This window comes from Enterococcus casseliflavus NBRC 100478, assembly GCF_001544095.1.
Taxonomy (GTDB): Bacteria; Bacillota; Bacilli; order Lactobacillales; family Enterococcaceae; genus Enterococcus_D; species Enterococcus_D casseliflavus.
The window spans coordinates 50,189-71,651 of the sequence record NZ_BCPT01000006.1 but is presented as its reverse complement, the minus strand read 5'-3'; the positions used below and the strand labels follow the sequence as shown (position 1 = coordinate 71,651).

The 21,463-nt window shown below is 42.7% G+C and carries 23 protein-coding genes; 22 read left to right on the top strand and 1 reads right to left on the bottom strand.

What is annotated here, in order from left to right; genetic code table 11:
- Window positions 1-79 precede the first annotated feature (79 nt).
- The 14 genes from rsmD (at window position 80) to coaE (ending at window position 13,725) form a co-directional block, all read left to right on the top strand.
- Window positions 80-634, top strand: coding sequence for a 16S rRNA (guanine(966)-N(2))-methyltransferase RsmD (gene rsmD, locus ECA1_RS06800; protein WP_060792054.1), 555 nt, complete (start codon window positions 80-82; stop codon window positions 632-634).
- A gap of 1 nt (window position 635) precedes the next feature.
- Window positions 636-1,130, top strand: a complete 495-nt coding sequence (gene coaD / locus ECA1_RS06795; protein WP_060792053.1) for a pantetheine-phosphate adenylyltransferase — start codon at window positions 636-638, stop codon at window positions 1,128-1,130.
- Entirely contained in the window at window positions 1,120-2,172 is a 1,053-nt protein-coding gene (locus tag ECA1_RS06790) for a SepM family pheromone-processing serine protease (protein ID WP_060792052.1), read from the top strand. The genes coaD and ECA1_RS06790 overlap by 11 nt, the downstream gene beginning before the upstream one ends.
- A 92-nt stretch (window positions 2,173-2,264) precedes the next feature.
- Window positions 2,265-2,678 (top strand): DUF1149 family protein, encoded by a 414-nt coding sequence (locus ECA1_RS06785; protein ID WP_005225990.1) that lies wholly within the window; start codon window positions 2,265-2,267, stop codon window positions 2,676-2,678.
- Between the two features lie 22 nt (window positions 2,679-2,700).
- Window positions 2,701-3,072 (top strand): VOC family protein, encoded by a 372-nt coding sequence (locus ECA1_RS06780; RefSeq protein ID WP_005225991.1) that lies wholly within the window; start codon window positions 2,701-2,703, stop codon window positions 3,070-3,072.
- 165 nt (window positions 3,073-3,237) lie between these two features.
- A complete protein-coding gene (locus ECA1_RS06775) occupies window positions 3,238-3,972 on the top strand; it encodes a metallophosphoesterase family protein (RefSeq protein ID WP_005231330.1) in 735 nt (244 codons plus the stop codon).
- Window positions 3,973-4,109: 137 nt separating this feature from the next.
- Window positions 4,110-6,296 (top strand): Tex family protein, encoded by a 2,187-nt coding sequence (locus ECA1_RS06770; RefSeq protein ID WP_060792051.1) that lies wholly within the window; start codon window positions 4,110-4,112, stop codon window positions 6,294-6,296.
- A complete protein-coding gene (locus ECA1_RS06765; RefSeq protein ID WP_060792050.1) occupies window positions 6,293-6,757 on the top strand; it encodes a SprT family protein in 465 nt (154 codons plus the stop codon). The genes ECA1_RS06770 and ECA1_RS06765 overlap by 4 nt, the downstream gene beginning before the upstream one ends.
- A gap of 114 nt (window positions 6,758-6,871) precedes the next feature.
- Entirely contained in the window at window positions 6,872-8,206 is a 1,335-nt protein-coding gene (gene murC, locus ECA1_RS06760; protein WP_060792049.1) for a UDP-N-acetylmuramate--L-alanine ligase, read from the top strand.
- A gap of 141 nt (window positions 8,207-8,347) precedes the next feature.
- Complete coding sequence (locus tag ECA1_RS06755; RefSeq protein ID WP_060792048.1) at window positions 8,348-8,821, top strand: MaoC family dehydratase; 474 nt, start codon at window positions 8,348-8,350, stop codon at window positions 8,819-8,821.
- The gene (locus ECA1_RS06750; protein ID WP_016609519.1) at window positions 8,814-9,506 is read left to right on the top strand and encodes a Bax inhibitor-1/YccA family protein; all 693 of its coding nucleotides are present in this window, start codon (window positions 8,814-8,816) and stop codon (window positions 9,504-9,506) included. Before ECA1_RS06755 ends, ECA1_RS06750 begins: the two co-directional genes overlap by 8 nt.
- Before the next feature lie 125 nt (window positions 9,507-9,631).
- On the top strand, window positions 9,632-12,277 hold the full coding sequence (gene polA / locus ECA1_RS06745) for a DNA polymerase I (protein WP_060792047.1): 2,646 nt from the start codon (window positions 9,632-9,634) through the stop codon (window positions 12,275-12,277).
- 15 nt (window positions 12,278-12,292) lie between these two features.
- Window positions 12,293-13,135: a DNA-formamidopyrimidine glycosylase gene (gene mutM, locus ECA1_RS06740; protein WP_060792046.1), complete on the top strand. Its 843-nt coding sequence runs from the start codon at window positions 12,293-12,295 to the stop codon at window positions 13,133-13,135.
- Window positions 13,132-13,725, top strand: a complete 594-nt coding sequence (gene coaE, locus ECA1_RS06735; RefSeq protein WP_015509632.1) for a dephospho-CoA kinase — start codon at window positions 13,132-13,134, stop codon at window positions 13,723-13,725. The genes mutM and coaE overlap by 4 nt, the downstream gene beginning before the upstream one ends.
- Before the next feature lie 173 nt (window positions 13,726-13,898).
- On the opposite strand, the gene ECA1_RS06730 is transcribed toward coaE, so the two are convergent.
- The gene (locus ECA1_RS06730) at window positions 13,899-14,678 is read right to left on the bottom strand and encodes an ABC transporter ATP-binding protein (RefSeq protein ID WP_060792045.1); all 780 of its coding nucleotides are present in this window, start codon (window positions 14,676-14,678) and stop codon (window positions 13,899-13,901) included.
- A gap of 168 nt (window positions 14,679-14,846) precedes the next feature.
- Between ECA1_RS06730 and ECA1_RS06725 the strand changes: the two genes are divergently transcribed.
- The 8 genes from ECA1_RS06725 (at window position 14,847) to ECA1_RS06690 (ending at window position 21,460) form a co-directional block, all read left to right on the top strand.
- A complete protein-coding gene (locus ECA1_RS06725; protein ID WP_016609515.1) occupies window positions 14,847-15,185 on the top strand; it encodes a hypothetical protein in 339 nt (112 codons plus the stop codon).
- Window positions 15,186-15,433: 248 nt separating this feature from the next.
- Entirely contained in the window at window positions 15,434-16,075 is a 642-nt protein-coding gene (locus ECA1_RS06720; RefSeq protein ID WP_060792044.1) for a FusB/FusC family EF-G-binding protein, read from the top strand.
- 203 nt (window positions 16,076-16,278) lie between these two features.
- A complete protein-coding gene (gene nrdR / locus ECA1_RS06715) occupies window positions 16,279-16,749 on the top strand; it encodes a transcriptional regulator NrdR (protein ID WP_005226004.1) in 471 nt (156 codons plus the stop codon).
- 13 nt (window positions 16,750-16,762) lie between these two features.
- Entirely contained in the window at window positions 16,763-18,139 is a 1,377-nt protein-coding gene (locus tag ECA1_RS06710) for a replication initiation and membrane attachment family protein (protein ID WP_060792043.1), read from the top strand.
- The gene (gene dnaI, locus ECA1_RS06705) at window positions 18,139-19,068 is read left to right on the top strand and encodes a primosomal protein DnaI (RefSeq protein ID WP_005226006.1); all 930 of its coding nucleotides are present in this window, start codon (window positions 18,139-18,141) and stop codon (window positions 19,066-19,068) included. Before ECA1_RS06710 ends, dnaI begins: the two co-directional genes overlap by 1 nt.
- 24 nt (window positions 19,069-19,092) lie before the next feature.
- Window positions 19,093-19,554 carry a hypothetical protein gene (locus tag ECA1_RS06700; RefSeq protein ID WP_010748202.1) on the top strand — a complete coding sequence of 154 codons (462 nt, stop codon included), beginning with the start codon at window positions 19,093-19,095 and terminating at the stop codon, window positions 19,552-19,554.
- A 95-nt stretch (window positions 19,555-19,649) separates the two neighbouring features.
- The gene (locus ECA1_RS06695) at window positions 19,650-20,345 is read left to right on the top strand and encodes a tRNA (adenine(22)-N(1))-methyltransferase (RefSeq protein ID WP_060792042.1); all 696 of its coding nucleotides are present in this window, start codon (window positions 19,650-19,652) and stop codon (window positions 20,343-20,345) included.
- A complete protein-coding gene (locus tag ECA1_RS06690) occupies window positions 20,342-21,460 on the top strand; it encodes a Nif3-like dinuclear metal center hexameric protein (RefSeq protein ID WP_282956821.1) in 1,119 nt (372 codons plus the stop codon). Before ECA1_RS06695 ends, ECA1_RS06690 begins: the two co-directional genes overlap by 4 nt.
- The last annotated feature ends 3 nt before the right edge of the window (window positions 21,461-21,463 follow it).

Sequence of the window (21,463 nt, the reverse complement as noted above, 5' to 3'; positions counted from 1 at the left end):
AGTCACCGCCATTTTTTTATTGCTATTTATAGAAACAGTGCTATATTTGTATTTACGAAGATCTTGGAGGGAAAAACGCATGCGTGTAGTAGCCGGAGAATATAGTGGCCGCAGATTAAAAAGTCTTGCTGGAGATAACACTCGCCCCACGACAGACAAAGTAAAAGGGGCGATCTTTAACATGTTAGGGCAATATTTAGATGGAGGAGTTGTACTGGATCTGTTTAGTGGGAGTGGGGGCTTAGCGATCGAAGCGGTCTCTCGTGGTGCGGAGCATGCCGTTTGTGTCGACCGTAGTTTTCCAGCTATCAAAGTGATCCGTGAAAATATTGCAATAACCAAAGAACCAGAAAAGTTCACGGTACTAAAAATGGATGCCAATCAAGCCTTACGCCAGTTTGCAGCTGAGGGACAAAGTTTTGACTATCTATTTTTAGATCCACCTTACGCAAAGCAAGAGATCCTGCAACAGCTAGAAGCTATGCTGAAGGATGAATTGATTCGTCCGTTTGCTTATGTGGTTTGCGAAACAGATAAGTCCATCGTCTTGCCAGAAAAGATTGGTTCTTTGCATTTGATGCGCGCCCAAACCTATGGCATATCTGCGGTGACGATCTATAGAAATGAGGGATAACATGAAAAAGATTGCTTTATTTCCAGGAAGTTTTGATCCGCTGACGTCAGGTCATGTGGATCTGATTGAGCGAGGCGCAACGCTTTTTGATGAACTGATCGTGGGTGTTTTTACAAATACCAATAAAAAAAGTTTTTTTACAAGTGAAGAAAAAGTTCATCTAATTGAAGAAGCCCTCGCTCATATTCCAAACGTCAAGATTCTGGCGCAAGAAACGGAGCTGACGGTCACGATCGCGAAAAAACTAGGCGCACAGTTTCTGCTTAGAGGCATTCGCAGTGTGAAAGATTATGAGTATGAGCGGGACATCATGGAAATGAATCATCACTTAGAACCTTCCCTAAAGACCGTCTTTCTTTTAGCAGATGCAAAGCATAGTTTCATCAGCTCCAGTTTGTTGAAAGAAATCTTAACCTTTAACGGCGATGTGGCGGAATATTTACCACAAAATATCTACGATGCTATAGTAAAGAAGCGTGATACCAATGAATCTTAAATCAACGATCAAATATGTTCTCTTGTTTGTTTTAGCACTGATCATCGCAGCCTGTGCCTTTTTGCCGATTCCTTATTATATCGAGCAACCTGGTGCAACGATCGATTTAAAAGAATTGATTACCGTCAATCAAAAAGAAGACACCTCAGCCGGCTCCTTTTCCTTAACCAGTGTCGGGATTCGACAGGCTACCGTGTTTACGGCGATTGGAACGAAATTCAATGAATTTCAAGACTTGATCAGTGAGGAAGAACTTTTAGGCGGTGCGACAGATGAGGAGTACAATCGCATCCAGCGCTATTATATGGAATCCTCGCAAAATAGTGCGATTGAGCAAGCATTAAAGCTGGCAGACTTGCCTTATGAAATGACCTATAAAGGGGTCTATGTCATGGGGATCGATCCAAATTCCAGTTTTGCGGGGAAAATATCCGTTGGAGATACAGTCACCGCTGTCAATGGCAAAGAATTTAAAAGTAGCCAAGACTTTATCGACTATGTACAAAGTCAAACCATTGGTGATGAGATCACCGTGACTTACTTGCAAGATGGCGAAGAAAAAGAAGCAAAAGGCAAATTAATTGAACTGGAAAGCAATCAAAAAGCAGGTATCGGTATCTCGCTCGTCGATCATACAGAGATCACTTCTGATGAAGAGATCGTGATCGATTCTGGCAATATCGGTGGGCCTTCAGCTGGGTTGATGTTCACCCTTGAAATCTATGAACAGCTAACTGGAGATAACTTGCGTAAAGGCCATAATATTGCTGGAACCGGAACGATCTCAGCTGATGGGACGGTTGGTCGAATCGGTGGGATTGACAAAAAAGTAGCGAGTGCCAGCGAAAGTGGAGCAGAAATCTTTTTTGCTCCGGACGATGAAATCACTGATGAAGAGCGTGAAATAGATCCTTCCATTAAAACGAATTACGAAGAGGCAGTGGCAGCCGCGAAGAAGTTAGACACAGACATGAAAATCGTTCCGATCGCCAATGTCCAAGATGCATTGGACTACCTAGCAACACTAAAAGAAGCAAATTAAAACGGCACTTGCCGTTTTTTTTATTGTCTAAAGAATACAGTAGGCTCAAAGAAAAGGTTATGCTATACTTTTAGATAAGGAGTGTGAATCTAGTGGAATTAAAAAGACAACAACCGATCGTTGAAGCATATCATTTCGACATGAAACCGAAAGACAAAGAAATGGAAACAAAATTGAATGTCGGCTTTGCGCCGTTAAAAGTCAAAGATGAAGAATATATGGAAAAAAACAGTATTATTGGTGCCCGCTTAGAGTTCCAATTGGTGTTCCCTGATTACGTTTTGTCAGGACGTGTCGGACAAGTCAATCATATTTTGAATCGCAAAGTCAATTCTGGAGAGGATTTGACGAAAGCCGAAACCGATCGCTTGGTTGAGCCCTTGTTTGATATCGTCAAACGCTTGACTTATGAAGTGACAGAGATCGTGACCGACAAACCAGGTTTACAATTGAACTTTAATACCAATTCGAACGCTGCGCAAGAAGCGAAGGAAGCAGACGAATAACGAGAAATAGGAGGGATGCCCATTGTTTTCCAATCAAATGCAAGTGATGCTATATGTCGACGATGTGACGAAAGCAGTTGAGTTTTGGCAAGAACTAGGGTTTGTGATCATTGAGCAACAAACCGTTGATGGAACATCCGTCGTTGAAATCGCGCCATCAAAAGAGGCGGAGGCACATTTTGTCTTATATGACCGTGAGTTTATCGAAACACATTCACCTGAAGTCGCTTTGAATTCCCCATCGATCATGTTTTTTGCAGAAGATATTACGACACTTTATAAGAAGCTTTTAGAGATGGAAGCAGAAGTGGGTGAATTGATTCAGATGGAAGAACAACTGGTTTTCAATTTTGCCGATCCGGATGGCAATTATTTTGCTGTTTCAGGAAAATAGCTTTTGTCGATCGTAACCAATCATTCGTCCTTTTGAACCCGACTTTATGTTGTCGTACTGTTCAGGACAAATGGTTGGTTTTTTCGTTTTATTGCAAGACATTTTACAGGCAAAGGTCTAAAATTGATAACAAGAGAATCAATTGCCTTTAAGGAGGAAATGACTATGCAAAACTATCTATATGCAATCAGTGATATTCATGGAATGGCCGATCTGTTTAAAAAACTTCTTACCGATTATGACCCTAAGCTCCATCAGCTGCTTTTGATTGGAGACTTAAATGATCGGGGGCCGAAGTCAAAAGAGTGTTTTTTTCTGGGAAAAAAGTTAGTCGAAGAATACCAAGCGATTTATTTACGCGGCAATCACGAGGAGTATTTTCTGCAATTTCTAAATGCCCCTGAGGATTGGTTTGCCGCTTACGTACGCAATGGCGGCAAAGAAACGATTGAAAGTCTTTTGCATACAGGCGCTACTGAGGAGTATTCGCCGACGGAAATCGCCTTAATGATCCGCAGTAGCTATCGAGACTTAATAGAGTTTTTGATGGAGCGACCGCTTTATTACGAATGGGGAAAGTATCTCTTTGTTCATGCGGGCGTGGATTTAAGTAAAAAAGATTGGCGTAAGACCGCAGACCATGATTTTATCTGGATTCGCGAGCCGTTTCATAAAGGAAAAAACCGTACAGGAAAAACGATCGTTTTTGGCCATACCATCACGCCCATGCTGCATGGCGATATGCAGACGACGGATCTATGGCAACAAGACGACAAAATCGGCATCGATGGCGGGGCAGTATTTGGTGGATCGGTGCATGGCGTGATTTTTGATGACAAAGGGATCGTTCAGGACATCGAATACCAAAATTTAGCAGGTCCTTGGCAACCAGACTTTTAAAAGTCTTTTTGAGAAAAGACAAAAGCAGCCATAACAAGAGTCGCGAAAGCAACATTGTTTTCGTGCAATCTTGTTCGCTCAATGGCTGTCTTTTTTATGTTAAAATAGCAAAAGCAACAAAGGAAAGGTGAGAACAAATGGCAGAAATGAATCAAGAGGTACTTGATTTAGTACAACAAGAATTAACCGCTTTTACCCAAAAACAAATCAGTACGGTTTTGCAGTTATTGCAAGAAGGAAATACCGTCCCCTTTATTGCCCGCTACCGTAAAGAAATGACGAATGGACTTGACGAAGTTCAGATTCGAGAAATTGAAGAGCGATACCAGTACTTAGAAAACTTAGAGAAACGCAAGCAAGAGGTTTTGCGTTTGATAGAAGAACAAGAAAAGCTAACGCCTGAACTATCACAGGCGATTTTAGCTGCGACAAAAATGCAGGCCGTCGAAGACTTGTATCGTCCTTATAAACAAAAACGACGCACCAAAGCGACGATCGCCAAAGAGAACGGCTTGGAACCATTTGCTCAGTGGCTGTTAAGCTTACCAAAAGCAGGTGACGTTCAAGAAAAAGCGACCGAATTTATCAGTGATGCTGTTCCTACTGTAGAAGATGCCTTAGCAGGTGCGCACGAAATCATTGCAGAAGGCGTTGGTGATACTGCAGAGTTTCGTAGTTGGATCCGCAGCTATTACACAAACAAAGGACTGTATCAAAGCACGGTCAAAAATGCTGAAAAAGATGAAAAAGACGTTTATGAAATGTATTACGATTTCCAGCATCCTATCAATAAGATGGTATCCCACCGAATTTTAGCCACTAATCGTGGGGAACAAGAAGACATCTTGAAGGTCGCCCTTGTGGCAGATGAAGAAAAAATCATGGATTACCTACGTCGCAAATTGATCACGAATAGGGATTCACCCGCAGCCGGTTTTGTTGAAGCTGCAGCTGCTGATGCGCTGAAACGGTTTATTTCACCAGCCATCGAACGAGAGATCCGCAATGAATTGACAGAAAAAGCTGACGAACAAGCAATTGCGATTTTTGGAGAAAATCTTCGCAATCTGTTGCTGCAGCCGCCATTGAAGGGCAAAGTCGTTTTAAGTTTTGATCCAGCGTATCGTACAGGCTGTAAACTAGCCGTCATTGATGAGACTGGAAAAGTACTAGCGATCGAAGTGATCTATCCTCATAAACCAGCGCCTATGAATAAGCGAGAAGCTGCCGGACCAGCGTTTCGTCGCTTATTACAAACCTATAAAGTCGAGATGGTCGCAATCGGTAATGGGACTGCGAGTCGGGAATCAGAGCAATTCGTCGCTGAACAATTAAAATTGATCGATCAAGAAGTATATTATGTGATCGTGAATGAGGCAGGCGCTTCTGTTTATTCTGCCAGTCCGATCGCTCGTCAAGAATTCCCTGATCTGCAAGTGGAAGAACGCAGCGCCATCAGTATTGGTCGCCGTCTGCAAGATCCCTTGGCAGAATTAGTCAAAATTGATCCACAATCCGTGGGCGTCGGACAATACCAGCATGACGTTTCGCAAAAACGCCTCGCTGAACAATTGGATTTTGTTGTTGAGACTGTTGTCAACCAAGTTGGCGTTGACGTCAATACCGCAAGTGCGGCACTCTTGCAGCATGTAGCTGGTTTAAATAAAACCACTGCTCAAAATATCGTGACTTATCGAGAAGAAAATGGTGTATTTACGCAGCGGAATCAACTGAAAAAAGTCCCTCGCTTAGGACCAAAAGCTTATGAACAGGCGATCGGCTTTATGCGGATACCTGGCGGAAAAGTCATTTTGGACAATACCGGTATCCATCCAGAAAGCTATGACACTGCCAAAGAAATTTTGGTGATCGCGGGTATTTCTTTAGCAGAGCTAGGGAAAGAGCAAATGGAAGAAAATAAAGCGAAACTTGCCCAACTACGCCCAGCGGAGCTTTCCGCAAAATTGTCAGTCGGCAAAGAAACCATCACGGATATCCTAAAGGCGTTAATGCAGCCTGGACGCGATATGCGTGATGAAATGCCAGCGCCATTATTGCGTAAAGATGTGTTGAGTATGGAGGATCTAAAACCGGGAATGGAACTGAAGGGAACGGTTCGAAATGTGATCGACTTTGGTGCTTTCGTTGATATCGGTGTCAAACAAGATGGACTGGTGCATTTATCGAAGCTGAGCCGTTCGTTTGTAAAGCATCCGAAAGACGTTGTTTCCGTCGGTGATGTCGTAACCGTTTGGATCGAGCAAGTAGATGTCAAAAAAGGCCGTATCAGTTTAACCATGGTCGATCCGGGAAATGCAAAATGACCCAACAAGAATTGCAGCATTTGGTGGAAGAGCTGTCGCTGTCTGTTTTCAACAAACCATTCACGCATCGAGCGGTGTTTAATTCTCGCTTAAAAACAACCGGTGGCCGCTACCATCTAAGTGATCACCACTTGGATTTCAATCCAGCGATGCTCACAGAACACGGGATGGAGGTTTTTATCGGCATTATCAAGCATGAATTGTGTCACTATCATTTGCACTTAGCAGGTCTTGGTCACCGTCACCAAGATCCTGCTTTTAAAGCATTGCTGGCAAGAACGGGAGGCTTGCGTTATGCACCTCCTGCCAAAAGGTCAGCGAAACATCGCTATCGATGCCAAAATTGCGGCTGCGAGATTCGGCGGCAGCGACGGGTGGATATCAAAAAATATGTTTGTGGAAAATGTCGTGGACGTTTGCTAGAAATAGGAAATGATGAGAAAAGTCAAGTCGAAAAATAAAACTCGTTGCTATTTTTTTCATTTTGTATGATAATGTAGGTCGTGTGACAACCTGATATTTGTCAATACACGCGTTTTTTTACGACGCGGATTTGAGAAAAGAGGATTATAATAATGGAAAATCAAAACAAAATACATCATTTTGTTGGAATCAAAGGTTCCGGTATGAGTTCATTGGCTTTGATTCTGCACGAAAAAGGCTACCAAGTACAAGGCTCTGATGTGGAAGAATATTTCTTCACTCAACGTGATCTAGAAAAAGCAGCGATCAAATTGTTGCCTTTCGATAAAGCAAACATTCAACCAGAAATGGTCATTATCCAAGGGAATGCTTTCCCTGACACCCACGAAGAAATCGTACGGGCAAAAGAACTTGGTTTAGAAGTTACTCGTTATCATGACTTTATTGGCCAATTCATTCAGCCCTATACGAGTATTGCGGTGACCGGTTCTCACGGGAAAACCAGTACGACAGGATTGCTTTCTCATGTCTTAAGCGGCATCCGTCCAACAAGTTTCTTGATTGGCGATGGGACTGGTCATGGGGAACCTGATGCGGAATTCTTTTCATTTGAAGCCTGTGAATACCGTCGTCATTTCTTAGCGTATTCACCGGATTATGCAATCATGACCAACATCGATTTTGATCACCCAGACTACTTCCACTCGATCGAGGATGTCTTCTCAGCCTTTCAATCGATGGCAAGTCAAGTGAAAAAAGGCATCTTTGCTTTTGGTGATGATGAATACTTGCGTAAACTTGAAGCCGATGTCCCAATCTACTATTACGGCGTCAACGATAACGACGATGTCCAAGCAAAAAATATTGAACGCACCACCCAAGGTTCAGAGTTCGACGTCTTTATCCATGGTAAAAATATTGGCCATTTTGTCTTGCCAGCGTTTGGTCAGCACAACATCAACAACGCATTAAGTGTGATCGCTGTGGCTTACAAAGAAGGATTGGATATGAAAGAAGTTGCTGCTGAGATGATTTCATTTCCTGGAGTGAAACGCCGCTTTAGCGAAAAAATCGTGGCGGATATGACGATCGTGGACGACTACGCCCACCATCCTGCAGAAATCAAAGCAACGATCGATGGCGCTCGTCAAAAATATCCAGAGAAAGAAATTATTGCTGTCTTCCAGCCACATACCTTTACCCGCACGATCGCTTTGATGGATGAATTTGCGGAAGCATTGGATCTTGCAGACCATGTCTATCTATGTGACATTTTTGGATCTGCTCGTGAATCACGAGGAGATGTTAAAATTGAAGATCTAGGCAAGAAAATCCAAAAAGGCGGAACTGTGATCAAAGAAGAGAACGTATCTCCGCTATTGGATCATCAAAATGCTGTCGTGATTTTCATGGGAGCAGGCGATGTGCAAAAATTTGAGACAGCCTATGAAAAACTATTAAGCAATACAACTCGTAACGTATTGTAATCAAAGACTCTTGTGGCGTGTTTGCTGCAAGAGTTTTTTACATCTGAAGTTTTTGCAAAAGCAGCACCGCGAACTTGCACTTTTGTCGGCATCTGATAGAATATACTCAGATGAAACTATTCTTTTTGGAGGAATTAAATTTTGAATATAGGGAAACCGCGAAAAATAGGAAAAAGTATTGAAGATATCGAGGAAGGCGATTCGTTATCCTTAACAGAATCGATCGAAGACAATCAACTGTTGTTATATTTAGGGCTGACTAATGATGCCAATCCTTTGTATATACAACATGACTACACGCAAAAAACTGAGTACCAGCGTCCAATCGTACCATCCATTATGTTGATGGGGATCATCACCAGTGCCGTATCGAAACATTTGCCTGGTCCTGGCTCTCATGTAGTCAATTTTTCGGTAAACTTTATTGAACCTGTATATCATTATGAAACGTTGACCTTTGAATTCGAAGTGATCAAAGTGGATAAAATGAAAGACGTGGTAACTATTTCGGTTGAAGCGATCAACACAGAAGATCATCGTATTTTAGATGCTGTGGTCATGGTCCAGCCGCCAAAAGCAGTAGCAGAAATTGAGGAGGAACAACAAGATGAATAATTTAAATAATGAAACCGTCCAAGCCCAAGGCTTAAATCGCTTTTATTCAAAAGTGTATTTATTCTTCGGCGTTGGGCTTGCGATCAGTGCGATCTCAGCCTATATATTTGGGGAAGTCTTTCAAGCGCAAACCCTGCAATTTATTGACAACTTTCCGCTAGGATTTACTGGTCTTTGGATCTTACAGATCATTCTAGTTATTGTATTAGGGGTGAAGGCGCAGAAAAATCCGTCCTTGACCGTTGCTGGCTTTTTAGTCTATTCGCTCTTGAATGGATTGACCTTATCTGTGACACTGATGATCTATGACTTTGGATCGATCGTGGGAGCATTTGTTTCAGCAGCTGTCACTTTTGGTGTCATGTCAGCATTTGGGATCATGACCAAACGGGATCTAAGTGTAGTTGGTCGTATCGGCTATGGTCTGTTGCTCGGGATCATCATCTCGACGCTCTTGAATGTATTTATTTTACGCAGTCAACCGGTTGACTTTTTCTTATCGATCGTGACCGTCTTTGTCTTTATGGGGATCACCGCCTATGACAATCAGCAAATCCGCAATGTATACTTCGCAACGAATGGTGGCGCAAATACAGGAGTGGCCGTTTTCATGGCATTACAACTATATTTGGACTTTATCAACTTATTCCTTGCGTTATTGCGAATCTTTGGAAAAAACAACTAAAAAAAGGGCGAGGAAACTCGCCTTTTTTTTTGTATAAAATGAGAGAGAAAACAAAGCAATTCATCGCTTTTGTGCCCGTTCTTTGATAGAATAAAGAGGAACTTTTTGAGAAAAGGAGTAATCAAATGCCAAAAAATAAATTACTACTCGTTGATGGAAATAGTGTGGCTTTTCGCGCGTTTTTTGCGTTGCATAATTCATTAGAACGGTTTAAAAATGCCAATGGGCTGCACACAAATGCCATCTATGCGTTTCATACTATGTTTGAAAATGTGATGGCAAAAGAACAGCCAACACATGTTTTAGTGGCTTTTGATGCTGGAAAAACCACCTTCAGGACAGCGATGTATGAAGACTATAAAGGCGGACGTTCAAAAACCCCTGGGGAATTTAAAGAACAAATGCCTTACATTCGCGAATTGATCAACGCGTTAGGTGTTCAATATTACGAATTAGATAATTACGAAGCCGATGATATTATTGGTACATTGGCGAATAAAGTCGACAAGGAGCTGTTTGACGTTGTCGTTTTATCTGGCGATCGCGATTTGACCCAGCTGGCAACGGAGCACGTGAAAGTTGACATTACGGTCAAAGGAGTTAGCGAAATTGAAAGTTATACGCCCGCTCATGTGGCTGAAAAATATGACGGCCTAACGCCTTTACAAATCATTGACATGAAAGGACTAGCCGGCGATGCTTCCGATAATATTCCTGGTGTCACCAAAATTGGTGAGAAGACAGCCATCAAGCTATTGAAGGAATATGGCTCCGTTGAGGGGATCTATGAACACATCGATGAAATGAAAAAAAGCAAGATGAAAGAAAACCTGATCAATGACCGTGAGATCGCCTTTCTTTCAAAACAGTTAGCAACCATCGATGTGGATGCGCCCATTGAGGTCGATGTCGACAAACTGAAATATGAAGGCAAAGACTTAGAGAAATTGGTGCCATTCTACCAAGAAATGAACTTTAATAGCTTCTTAGAGAAGTTGCAGATTACAGCCGAACCAGTTGAGATGGAAGACATTTTGTTTTCGGTCGTTGAAGAAGTAACAGAAGATATGTTCCAAGGAGACACAGCATTGTATGTCGAGATGATGGGGGATAACTATCATTTGGAAGACATCGTCGGTGTTGCTTGGGGCAATCAAGAAAAAATTTATGTCAGCAATCGTGAAGAATTGTTTGAAAGTCCAGTCTTTACCAATTGGTTAAAAGACGAGGAACGTAAAAAATTCGTCTATGATGCCAAACGCACGTACGTGGCATTAAACCGATACACGACAGCACCAAAAGGAATCGCTTTTGATGTTTTATTGGCAGCTTATCTTTTAGACACGAATGATACGAATAATGACATCGCAGGTGTTGCCGCTCACTATGGCTATGATGCGATCCAATCGGATGAAGCGATTTATGGAAAAGGTGCGAAAAAAGGTCTGCCAGCGGATGAGGAAGACTTCTTTGCTCATTTAGCCCGTAAAGTAGCAGCGATTACGAACCTAACACCAAAGCTTACGGAAGAATTGGCAGCGAAGAATCAAACAGCGCTATTTGAAGAGATGGAATTGCCTTTATCAATGATTTTAGCTGATATGGAGATTACTGGAATCAAAGTTGATGCGTCTCGCTTGCATCAGATGAAGGGCGAATTTGCGCAACGGTTGCACGAAATTGAAGAAAAAATCTATGCCGAAGCTGGTGAAACCTTCAATTTAAACTCACCGAAACAATTGGGTGTGATCTTATTTGAAAAAATGGGCTTACCAGTCATCAAAAAAAACAAAACTGGCTATTCGACAGCAGTCGATGTGTTAGAACAACTAAAAGAGCAAGCACCGATCGTTGAAGACATTTTGACTTATCGTCAAATCGCTAAGATCCAATCAACCTATGTAGAAGGCTTATTAAAAGTGATCCAAGGGGATGGCAAAGTCCATACACGATATGTACAAACCTTGACCCAAACTGGTCGATTAAGTTCTGTCGATCCGAACCTGCAAAACATTCCGATTCGTTTAGAAGAAGGTCGAAAGATCCGTGAAGCCTTTGTGCCACGAGAAGCTGATTGGGTGATCTATTCTTCTGACTACTCTCAAATCGAATTACGAGTGTTGGCACATATTTCAGATGATACCCATTTGAAAGAAGCCTTTATCGAAGGTCAAGATATCCACTCAAGCACAGCGATGCGAGTCTTTGGTATCGAAAAAGCAGAAGATGTGACACCAAATATGCGTCGTCAAGCCAAAGCGGTCAACTTCGGTATCGTTTATGGTATTTCCGATTATGGCTTATCCCAGAATCTGGGAATCACCAGAAAAGCCGCCCAACAATACATTGATACGTATTTTGAAAAATATCCTGGTGTGAAAACGTATATGGAGGATGTGGTTCGTGAGGCGAAGGACAAAGGGTACGTTGAAACCTTGTATCATCGCCGTCGTTACCTACCTGATATCAATTCGCGCAATTTCAATATTCGGACTTTTGCTGAAAGAACCGCCATCAATACACCGATCCAAGGCAGTGCGGCGGATATCTTAAAGATTGCCATGATCGATTTGGCGAAACGTTTGAAAGAAGAAAAATTAGCAGCAACGATGCTGCTGCAAGTACACGATGAACTAGTCTTTGAAGTACCTGAATCTGAATTGCCTCGTCTTGACGCTTTAGTGAAAGAAGTGATGGAGCAAGCCGTTGCATTGCATGTCCCTTTACTGACAGACAGCAATTGGGGCAAAACATGGTACGATGCAAAATAAATGAGGTGAACAGAGGTGCCTGAATTACCAGAAGTTGAAACGGTCCGCAAAGGACTTGAAAAACTTGTTTTAAATAAAACAATCGAATCGGTCGAGATCCTTTGGCCGCGAATCATCGAAAGTCCTGAAGTGCCGATCTTTTCGGCACTGTTGAAAGGGCAACGTTTTGAAAAATTTGAACGACGTGGAAAATTTTTGATTTTTAAATTGACAGATTATGATCTGATCTCTCATCTACGAATGGAAGGCAAGTACGAGTATTTTGAGTCAGACCCGATTGTCGATAAACATACACATGTCATTTTCCATTTTACGGATGGCAGTCAGTTAAATTACCATGATGTAAGAAAATTTGGTCGTATGACTTTAGTGGATAAAGACCAAAGCGCAGCCTATAAAGGCATCATGCAATTAGGTCCTGAGCCTAAGCCTGAATTGTTTTTATTAGAAGCATTTGAGCAAGGATTGAAGCGGTCTAAAAAAGCCATCAAACCCCTTTTGTTAGATCAAAAACTTGTGACTGGTTTGGGCAATATTTATGTAGATGAGGCGCTATGGCAAGCGAAGATCCATCCTGAACAACCAGCAGATTCGCTCACCCCAGCAGAAGCCAACGTGTTGCATCAAGCGATCATCGATGTCTTGGAACGCGCCGTTGAAGCAGGGGGGACAACCATTCGGACCTATCTCAATGCATTGGGCGAAGCAGGAAAATTCCAAATGTCATTAAATGTCTATGGCCAAACGGGCAATCCTTGCGGGCGATGCGGGACACCAATCGTCAAGACCAAGGTTGCCCAACGGGGGACGCACTTTTGTCCTCAGTGCCAAAAATTGCATGTGAGGTCCAGCAAATGAGCTTTGTCTTAGGGGTCACTGGCGGGATCGCCACTGGGAAAAGTACCGCAGTCGCACATTTTCGCTCACTGGGCTTACCGATTATTGATGCCGATATCATCGCCAGAGAAGTCGTTGAACCGAATACGGAGGGCTTGCAGGCGGTGACACAAGCCTTTGGTCCGCAGATTTTGACCGATGACGGACACCTGGATCGGCAAACCCTCGGTGCCCTGATATTTAATGATCCAGAAAAACGTCGCTTGCTGAATCAGACGCTGTCGCCATTTATTCGACAAGAGATTTTGTCTCAGATCGAAGAAAAAAGGCAGCAAGTGCCCTTGTTGATCGTTGACATTCCTTTGCTTTATGAAGCCGACTACGACCAATACATGGATCAAACCGCAGTCGTTTATGTGCCAGAAGCGCTTCAAAAAGAGCGGTTGATGGCACGTAATCAACTGAGTGAGCAAGAAGCGCAACAACGAATCGACAGTCAGCTTTCCATTGAGAAAAAGAAACAACGGGCCGATATTGTCTTTGATAATCAAGGAACGATCGCCCAACTCAATCAGCAGATCGATGATTGGTTAGCATCCTTAAACAAATAGATAAGACAGCAGGTTCCCTTCAGCAAAAGGGAACCTGCTATTTGTCTTTCAATAGCAAACCTAGCCCTATCATTTCCAAAAACAACTGGCGCTGAAACACGTCGGAAACTGTTTGGTTTGGAAAGTAAGACGATCGTGTATGAATGGTTAAACATCAAAGTACCAGCCCAGATTTATTTTGGGGTCACGATCACGCGATTGCTGGAAAAGGGGTGAAGAACGATCGGCTGATCATAAAAAGAGGTGAGAACCTCCTCAGTAAAAATCGTCTCTCGTTGACCAGCGGCGTGGACTTTGCCGTTTTTTAACATCAGCAAATGAGTGAAAATCGGTAGTAGCTCTTCCGTATGATGGGTAACGTAAAGAAGAGTCGGCGTATTCGGCAGCTGTGAGAAAGCCTCCAGACGGGTTAGCAGTTCTTCTCGTGCAAATAAATCAAGGCCCGTACATGGTTCGTCCAAAATGAGGATCTCTGGTTGTGCCATCATGGCACGTGCGATCATGACAAATTGTTTTTCCCCTTGCGAAAGGACGTGATAGGAACGATGGATCAAATGCGACAAACCTAAGTCAGTCAAAAGCTCTTTTGCTTGGATCAGCTGCTCTTCTTCGTAGGACTCATAAAGACCAATACTGGAATAAAGCCCGGAAAGAACGATCTCTTCGGCAAGATCGCGACCATAAAACTTGCTTTGCAGCGCTGAACTGACCCAACCAATGCGCCGTTGAAGATCGGGCACAGACGTTTTTCCGTAACGTTCACCTAAGACTGTTCGTTGACCAGAAGAAGGCCATAAACTTCCCGTGATCATTTGGAGTAATAAACTTTTGCCAGCACCATTCAGACCCAAAATCGCCCAATGCTCATTTTTTTTCACTTGCCAATTGATCGCTTTTAATAAATAGTTCTTGTCGCGAACGAATGAAACCTGTTGGAAATCGAGGATTGTCATCTATTGTCGAACCTTAAATAGGTTCTTCACCTCCAGTTGTAAGAAAATTCAGAAAATAATCGCTCATATTATAGCATAAAGAAAAACATTTTGCTGACTGTTTGGTATCGTATTCATATCTTTTGTCAGAAATCAGAATGCTTGTTATGATGAAAGTATACAGGAGGGATGATAACTATGGGTACTTTTAAAGATGAAAAAGATGTGATCGTTGGCAAAGCCAAAGAAAAAATCGGTGAGTGGACCAACAATGAAGAACTTGCCCACTCTGGGAAAGAACAAGCACAAGAAGGTCAAATCAAGAAAGAGCACGATCAAAAACGAGTCAATGAACTAGATGATCAAAATGATGAGCGTGATGCCCGCAATGATCGAACCACCCCTGAAAATGTCAGCAGCGAAGAACTATTGCGAGCTGAAAATCCCGATGCAAATAAAATTTCTTCGAATGATCGACGGGATGCAGACCAGCTGAAGCATTACACAGGAATTGAAGATAAATTATAAACGACCATGGATGCCTTCGTCTTCTAGACGAGGCATTTTTTGTTAATGAGACCAAAGAGAGGTTGAAAGACAACCACCTGCACAGTTGACAATTGCTCAACCTCTCATTATAATCCATTAAGATCGCATGGAAAGCAGCAAAGAAATTGGGAGGTGGTCATCAAATGCTTATTTATGCATTGTGTACGACTGTCAAGAAAGTAGAACAGCCGCAATAGGAAACGGAAAATTAGAAAGAAGGCTTTTTTATGATCGAACCTTACCAATTTCATTCAATTAAACATCAAATATACCAATTAGTACGAACGTATCAATCGGTCAATGATCCTCGAACGATCAAAACGGTTGAAACGATGACAAAAGACGCCATAGAACAATTTTTTCCTGAAGAAGAAACAGCGCCACGTGAAATCTTAGCTGCTTTCTTTCAACCAGGGATGACGATCAGTCGCAGCGATGAGCTGTTAACAGAGCTCAAAGAGTACGTCCGACCCTTTCAGGTACCGACAACAAAACAAATTGAAAAAATGTTTCGGAAAGTAAAAAAACTAAAAATACCTGATTTTGCTTCCGTTGATTTAAAAGAGACCACCTATCTTTCTTGGGATGATATCGGTAGTCAAAGCAAGTTTATGATCGTTGCCACTGAACAAGGGTTTACAGGACTTCACGGTCATGTCTCAACCGAGGTCAAGAAAGGAATCTGTCCCTTGTGCCAGCATGAGGGGAATGTCTCGATGTTTCTTTCTTTGACGAAAAGCAATGGCGATGGAACGTATACCAAACGGGGGAACTATATTTGCCGGGATAGCCAACGGTGCAATCAGCAGATGGAACAGCCAGCAAATTTGCATGACTTTGTTTCTTTGCTGCAAATGAAAGATAAATAACGAAATGAAACGGCAGAAAAATTTCTGCCGTTTTTTCAAATTCAAAAAAACAGTAGTTATAACATTATTTAAATTTTGTAATAAATGAACAGAATAAACCACTTTGGCTATTGTACCAACGGATTTCATGTTATAATTAATCATAGAAACCGATGACTTTACGTAAATACGTAAGCGCATAAGAGAGAAAATGAGGTGGAACTATGCAATGTCCAAAATGTCATCATAACAATTCTAGGGTAGTTGATAGTCGACAAGCCGATGATGGACGTGTGATTCGCCGCCGTCGTGAATGCGAAAATTGCGGCTATCGCTTTACAACATTTGAACGTATCGAAGAGGCACCCCTACTTGTCATTAAGAAGAATGGTGCCCGTGAAGAATTCAATCGCGAAAAAATCCTACGGGGTTTGATTCGTTCTGCTGAAAAACGACCAGTGACAATGGATCAAATGGAAACGATCGTCGATCATGTGGAAAGTCGTGTCCGTGCTCTTGGTGAAAATGAAATTTCTACAACACAGATTGGTGAGTATGTGATGGAAGATTTAGTTGATTTAGACGAGATCGCTTATATCCGTTTTGCCAGTGTCTATCGCCAGTTTAAAGACATGTCAGTTTTCTTGAAAGAACTACAAGACATCGTCGAAAAAGCGAAAGAACCACAAGAATAGAGGGGGACAACAAGTGGGCAATAGTTTACCGAATCAATCGTACAAAGTGTTCAAAAGCCGTCCACTTACAACGGAAGGGAAAGACGCCCTCATTTATTTGTATCAACCAATTATTGAAAGTGATGCTTTAGCGTTGTATTTAACACTCGCAAGCGATGTCCAAGCCCAAAGCTTTTCTGGCGAGGAGTCGATGACGACCGTGCATCTAGATATCTTGAATGCCATGAATGCGGGAATGCCTCGCTTCATAAAAGCCAAGCAAAACTTAGAGGGCATCGGCTTGCTAAAGTCTTATGAGAAAGCAGATGCTCAAAACGGGAGCTCGTATCTGTATTGGTTGCAAGAACCGGTCCATCCAGCAGCGTTTTTTCAAGATGAATTGTATGCCTATCTGTTGTTGGAAAGAGTCGGAGAGCGTAAATTTGATCAGCTGGTCAAGCTGTATCAACCAAAGCAGTGTTCCTTGACCGATTATCAGGAAGTGACCCAATCCTTCTCAGCAGCCTATGGGTTAAATACCGCACGTTTTGCTTCACATGAAGAAACGTTACAGGTAGTCAGTGATTCTTTTCAAGAAACCAAAGCGAACTTGGTGCTTGACGAAAAGCAGTTGGATTGGGACTTTCTTTTATATGAAGCGCAGCGTCGGTATATCCGTGCCGCTAATTTCACGCCAAGTTTTCGACAAAAGTTAGTTCTATACCATTCTTTATATGGCTATGATGTGTTAGAATTGTTGGATTTGATGGCGGACAATGTTTCTTTGACAACAGGCGAGGTCGACCAGAAGAAGCTGGAACAAGCTATCATGAAGAAATCACGGCAAACATTCACGAAAACATCAAAAAGAGAAGATCCCCAAGCGGAAAGTCAGTTGCGCCGCTTCAATACCTTAAAACAGAATGGTTTTTCAGAAAATGATGTCTTATTGATTCAAGAAAGTGAGAACAATGCACCGATCGCTTTTCTCAAGGCGATCAAAGCGGAGAAGAACAGTTTCATGACGGATTCAGAACAATGGCTGATCAAGAGCCTTGTCGAACGGTCACCATTGCCAAATAGTGTGATCAATGTTCTGGTTCATTATGTCTTGGTGGTCCAAAACAATGCCGCTTTGTCAGGAAATTATGTGAACAATATCGCCGCCCAGTGGTCAGAATTAAAAATTGGTACGGCAGAAGATGCCATCAAACATGTTCGGAGCCTTGTTCGAAGTGCCAAGGAAAAACGCAGCCGACCACAAACCAGCGGCAAAAAAATCATTCGCGAAGAAAAGCTGCCTTCTTGGGCTGAAAAACCAGTGGAAGAGACAGCCCTAACGCCAGAGCGACAAGCAGAATTAGATAAAAAACTGCAAAACTACTTGCATAAGAAAGCTGGTGACAAGTAATGGAAGATGTAGGGAAAAACTTAGGAAAACTATTGGATAAACGCAATTACCGTGATCAGTTTTCAGCAATGATGGCAGAAGTTTTACAAGATCCTGATGTCAAAGCGTTTATTGCCGAAAATGAAGAGGTATTGACCGAAGCAGATATTCAAAAAAGCTATGCGAAACTGTATGAGTTCGTCCAAGAAAAGCGGAAATTCCGCATCAATGATCCATCCATGATCGCACCGGGCTATGAGCCGCGCTTAGCGTTAAATTTTCATTTTATTGACGTCACCTACGTACCAACGAAAGAGCTACTGGCATATCAGAAACAAGAAGAAATTCGCAGTCGCATCAAAGCGATGGATATGCCTAAAGATATACAAGAAGCAAGTTTTGCAGATTATCAGCAAACGCCTGGCCGAATGGAGGCCATCGCAGCTGCCGTTGATTTTATTAGTGAGTTGACAGCCAATCCACAGGAGTTTCATAAAGGACTTTACTTTGTGGGGAGTTTTGGGATCGGAAAAACCTATCTGCTTGGCGCGATCGCCAGAGATTTAGCGGAGGCAGGCTACACGACGACATTGGTTCACTTCCCGACATTTGCAGTAGAGATGAAGCAAGCAATCGGCAAAGATCAGGTGGGGGATAAGCTGAACGCAGTGAAAAAAGCCCCAATCTTAATGATGGACGATATCGGTGCGGATGCGATGAGCAGTTGGATTCGTGACGAAGTCTTCGGTGTGATTCTACAATACCGAATGCAAGAGCAACTCCCGACGTTCTTTACCTCGAATTTTACTATGCATGAGTTGGAGCAGCATCTTTCAGTAACGCAACGCGGCGAATCCGAACCATTGAAAGCCAAACGTATTATGGAACGTATTCGTTACTTGACACAAGAGATCCAAATGACGGGCAAAAATCGACGAAATGATGCCTAAAAAAACCATTACTGGAGGAAGAAGATGATGAAAAAACAAGTGATTCTAGGCTTGTCCTTAGCAGCAGTGCTGCTGTTAACGGCTTGTGGCAGTCCCGAAAACAACAATGCATCAAGTGGCGATAACACGCCTTCTGAATCAAGTGAGAATGCTAGTTCCGTTGCCAATAGTTCTTCAGAGAGCGAAACAGCGACGGTTTTTACTGGTATTATTCAAGAAGATGCCCGAGCAGGTTCAGATGATACCTTTCAATTATTTTTGAAAGACGTAGCGGCAGTTGAAGATGAGGATCAAGTCGTCCAAAGTTTTCAAAATGATGGGGTCATTCTCCATGTCCCTATCGAGGCCTATTCAGGAGAGATCGAGGAGTTAGTTGAAGGAGACAAAGTCCAAGTGTCGCTGCAAGGCGTCCCGATCATGACGATGTCGATCCCACCGCAAATTCCCGGTAACTCGATTCAAAAGGTTGAATTAGTGAACGATTAATGCAATGTGCGCCTTGGCAATGGCACCACAGTCAAGACGCACATTTTTTTCTATTTATGGAAAGCGTGTTATACTACGAAAGAAGGAGTGACAATATGAACGAACATGCATTATCGGATCGTTTGGCTTGCGTGGGCGAACAAATTCCCGACCAAGCACGTATCGCCGACATCGGCTCCGACCATGCTTATTTACCTGTGGCATTGATGCTGCAGAACAAAATCACTTATGCTGTAGCTGGAGAAGTCGTTCAAGGACCTTATGATTCTGCCAGTAAACAAGTACGTAAAAACGGGCTAACAGAGAAGATCGTGGTGCGCTTAGCAGACGGATTGGACGCTATTCAGCCAGCAGATAAGATCGACACGGTTGTTGTTGCTGGAATGGGGGGGACTTTGATTCGCTCTATTTTAGAAGAAGGCAGCAGAAAAAATCGCTTAGCGGGGGTCAAGCGTTTGGTCTTACAACCGAATGTTGGCGAAAGGACCTTGCGGGAATGGCTCGTTGATCACAATTTTACGATCATTCATGAAGTGCTGTTAGAAGAAAATGACAAAAATTATGAAATCATCGTTGCGGAAACTGGAAAAGCGACGTACACGACCCAGCAATTATTTTTTGGTCCCTTTTTATTAAAAGAAAAAAATCAAGTTTTTTATAAAAAATGGCAGCATGAATTGAAGCAGCGTCAACGAGTGGTCAAAGAGTTAGAGAAAGCCAAAGAACCACCTGCTGAGAAAATGAATGAATTGAAAGAACAAATCGAATGGATCAAGGAGGTACTGGCATGATTTCTGGTCAAGAATTTATCAAACGCTTTGAAGCATATTGCCCATTATGGTTGGCAGAAGAAGGCGATCCTGTTGGTCTGCATGTTGGTACATTAAACAAACCCCTCGAGCGAGTCATGATGACCCTTGATGTCCGTCCAGAAGTGGTAACCGAAGCCATCGAGAAAAAGATCGACTTGATCATCGCGAAACATCCACCGATCTTTCGCCCTTTGAACCGCTTACTGACCGATGATCCGCAACAAAAGATGTTGATGGATCTCGTCAAGCATGATATCGCCGTTTACGCCGCCCACACCAATATGGATATTATTGAAGACGGTTTGAACGATTGGTTTTGTGAACTGCTAGAAGTTGAACCAGATACGTACTTGAAGCAAACCCATCAAGTAAAAATGAAGAAACTAGCTGTATTTACACCTGTTGAATCGGCACCAGCATTGCGAAAGGCATTAGGAAAAGCTGGTGCTGGTCAGCAAGGCAATTACCAAAACACCAGCTATTCATTGATTGGCACCGGTCGCTTTACACCACAGCAAGCGGCGCATCCTGCCATCGGTGAGATTGGGAAAGAAGAACAGGTGCAAGAAGCGAAAATCGAAGTCATTTTTCCAGAAACGATCGAGAAAAAGGTCCTTTCGGCAATGATCGCTGCTCATCCTTACGAAGAGCCAGCTTATGATCTGTATGCCTTAGACAACTTGCCGAAGACCTATGGAATCGGACGGGTTGGCAACCTCGCTGAGCCTCTTTCCATTGATCAGTTTGTCGCACGTGTCAAAGAGCGGTTTGGTTTGACTGCTTTACGGGTTGTCAGTTTTCCTAATGCACCTGAAAAAATTCAGCGAATCGCAATTTGTGGCGGCAGTGGTCAATCGTTTTATTCCGATGCCTTACGCCATCAAGCGGATGTGTACATCACTGGCGATATCAGTTACCATTTCGCCCATGACATGCAAGCCAATGGGTTGATCGCGATCGATCCAGGGCACAACATCGAAAAGGAATGTATTCCTCGGTTTATTGAGAAATTCAATCAGTGGAAAGTAGAAGAGAACTGGGCTGTGACCTTTGTTCCTTCCACCACTTCAACAAATCCATTTGACTATAGATAGGAG

Coding starts and splice junctions, on each gene's coding strand:
- rsmD (WP_060792054.1), top strand. CDS start 80: ATGCGTGTAGTAGCCGGAGAATATAGTGGCCGCAGATTAAAAAGTCTT.
- coaD (WP_060792053.1), top strand. CDS start 636: ATGAAAAAGATTGCTTTATTTCCAGGAAGTTTTGATCCGCTGACGTCA.
- ECA1_RS06790 (WP_060792052.1), top strand. CDS start 1,120: ATGAATCTTAAATCAACGATCAAATATGTTCTCTTGTTTGTTTTAGCA.
- ECA1_RS06775 (WP_005231330.1), top strand. CDS start 3,238: ATGCAAAACTATCTATATGCAATCAGTGATATTCATGGAATGGCCGAT.
- ECA1_RS06770 (WP_060792051.1), top strand. CDS start 4,110: ATGGCAGAAATGAATCAAGAGGTACTTGATTTAGTACAACAAGAATTA.
- ECA1_RS06765 (WP_060792050.1), top strand. CDS start 6,293: ATGACCCAACAAGAATTGCAGCATTTGGTGGAAGAGCTGTCGCTGTCT.
- murC (WP_060792049.1), top strand. CDS start 6,872: ATGGAAAATCAAAACAAAATACATCATTTTGTTGGAATCAAAGGTTCC.
- ECA1_RS06750 (WP_016609519.1), top strand. CDS start 8,814: ATGAATAATTTAAATAATGAAACCGTCCAAGCCCAAGGCTTAAATCGC.
- polA (WP_060792047.1), top strand. CDS start 9,632: ATGCCAAAAAATAAATTACTACTCGTTGATGGAAATAGTGTGGCTTTT.
- coaE (WP_015509632.1), top strand. CDS start 13,132: ATGAGCTTTGTCTTAGGGGTCACTGGCGGGATCGCCACTGGGAAAAGT.
- ECA1_RS06730 (WP_060792045.1), bottom strand. CDS start 14,678: ATGACAATCCTCGATTTCCAACAGGTTTCATTCGTTCGCGACAAGAAC.
- ECA1_RS06725 (WP_016609515.1), top strand. CDS start 14,847: ATGATAACTATGGGTACTTTTAAAGATGAAAAAGATGTGATCGTTGGC.
- ECA1_RS06720 (WP_060792044.1), top strand. CDS start 15,434: ATGATCGAACCTTACCAATTTCATTCAATTAAACATCAAATATACCAA.
- nrdR (WP_005226004.1), top strand. CDS start 16,279: ATGCAATGTCCAAAATGTCATCATAACAATTCTAGGGTAGTTGATAGT.
- dnaI (WP_005226006.1), top strand. CDS start 18,139: ATGGAAGATGTAGGGAAAAACTTAGGAAAACTATTGGATAAACGCAAT.
- ECA1_RS06700 (WP_010748202.1), top strand. CDS start 19,093: ATGATGAAAAAACAAGTGATTCTAGGCTTGTCCTTAGCAGCAGTGCTG.
- ECA1_RS06695 (WP_060792042.1), top strand. CDS start 19,650: ATGAACGAACATGCATTATCGGATCGTTTGGCTTGCGTGGGCGAACAA.
- ECA1_RS06690 (WP_282956821.1), top strand. CDS start 20,342: ATGATTTCTGGTCAAGAATTTATCAAACGCTTTGAAGCATATTGCCCA.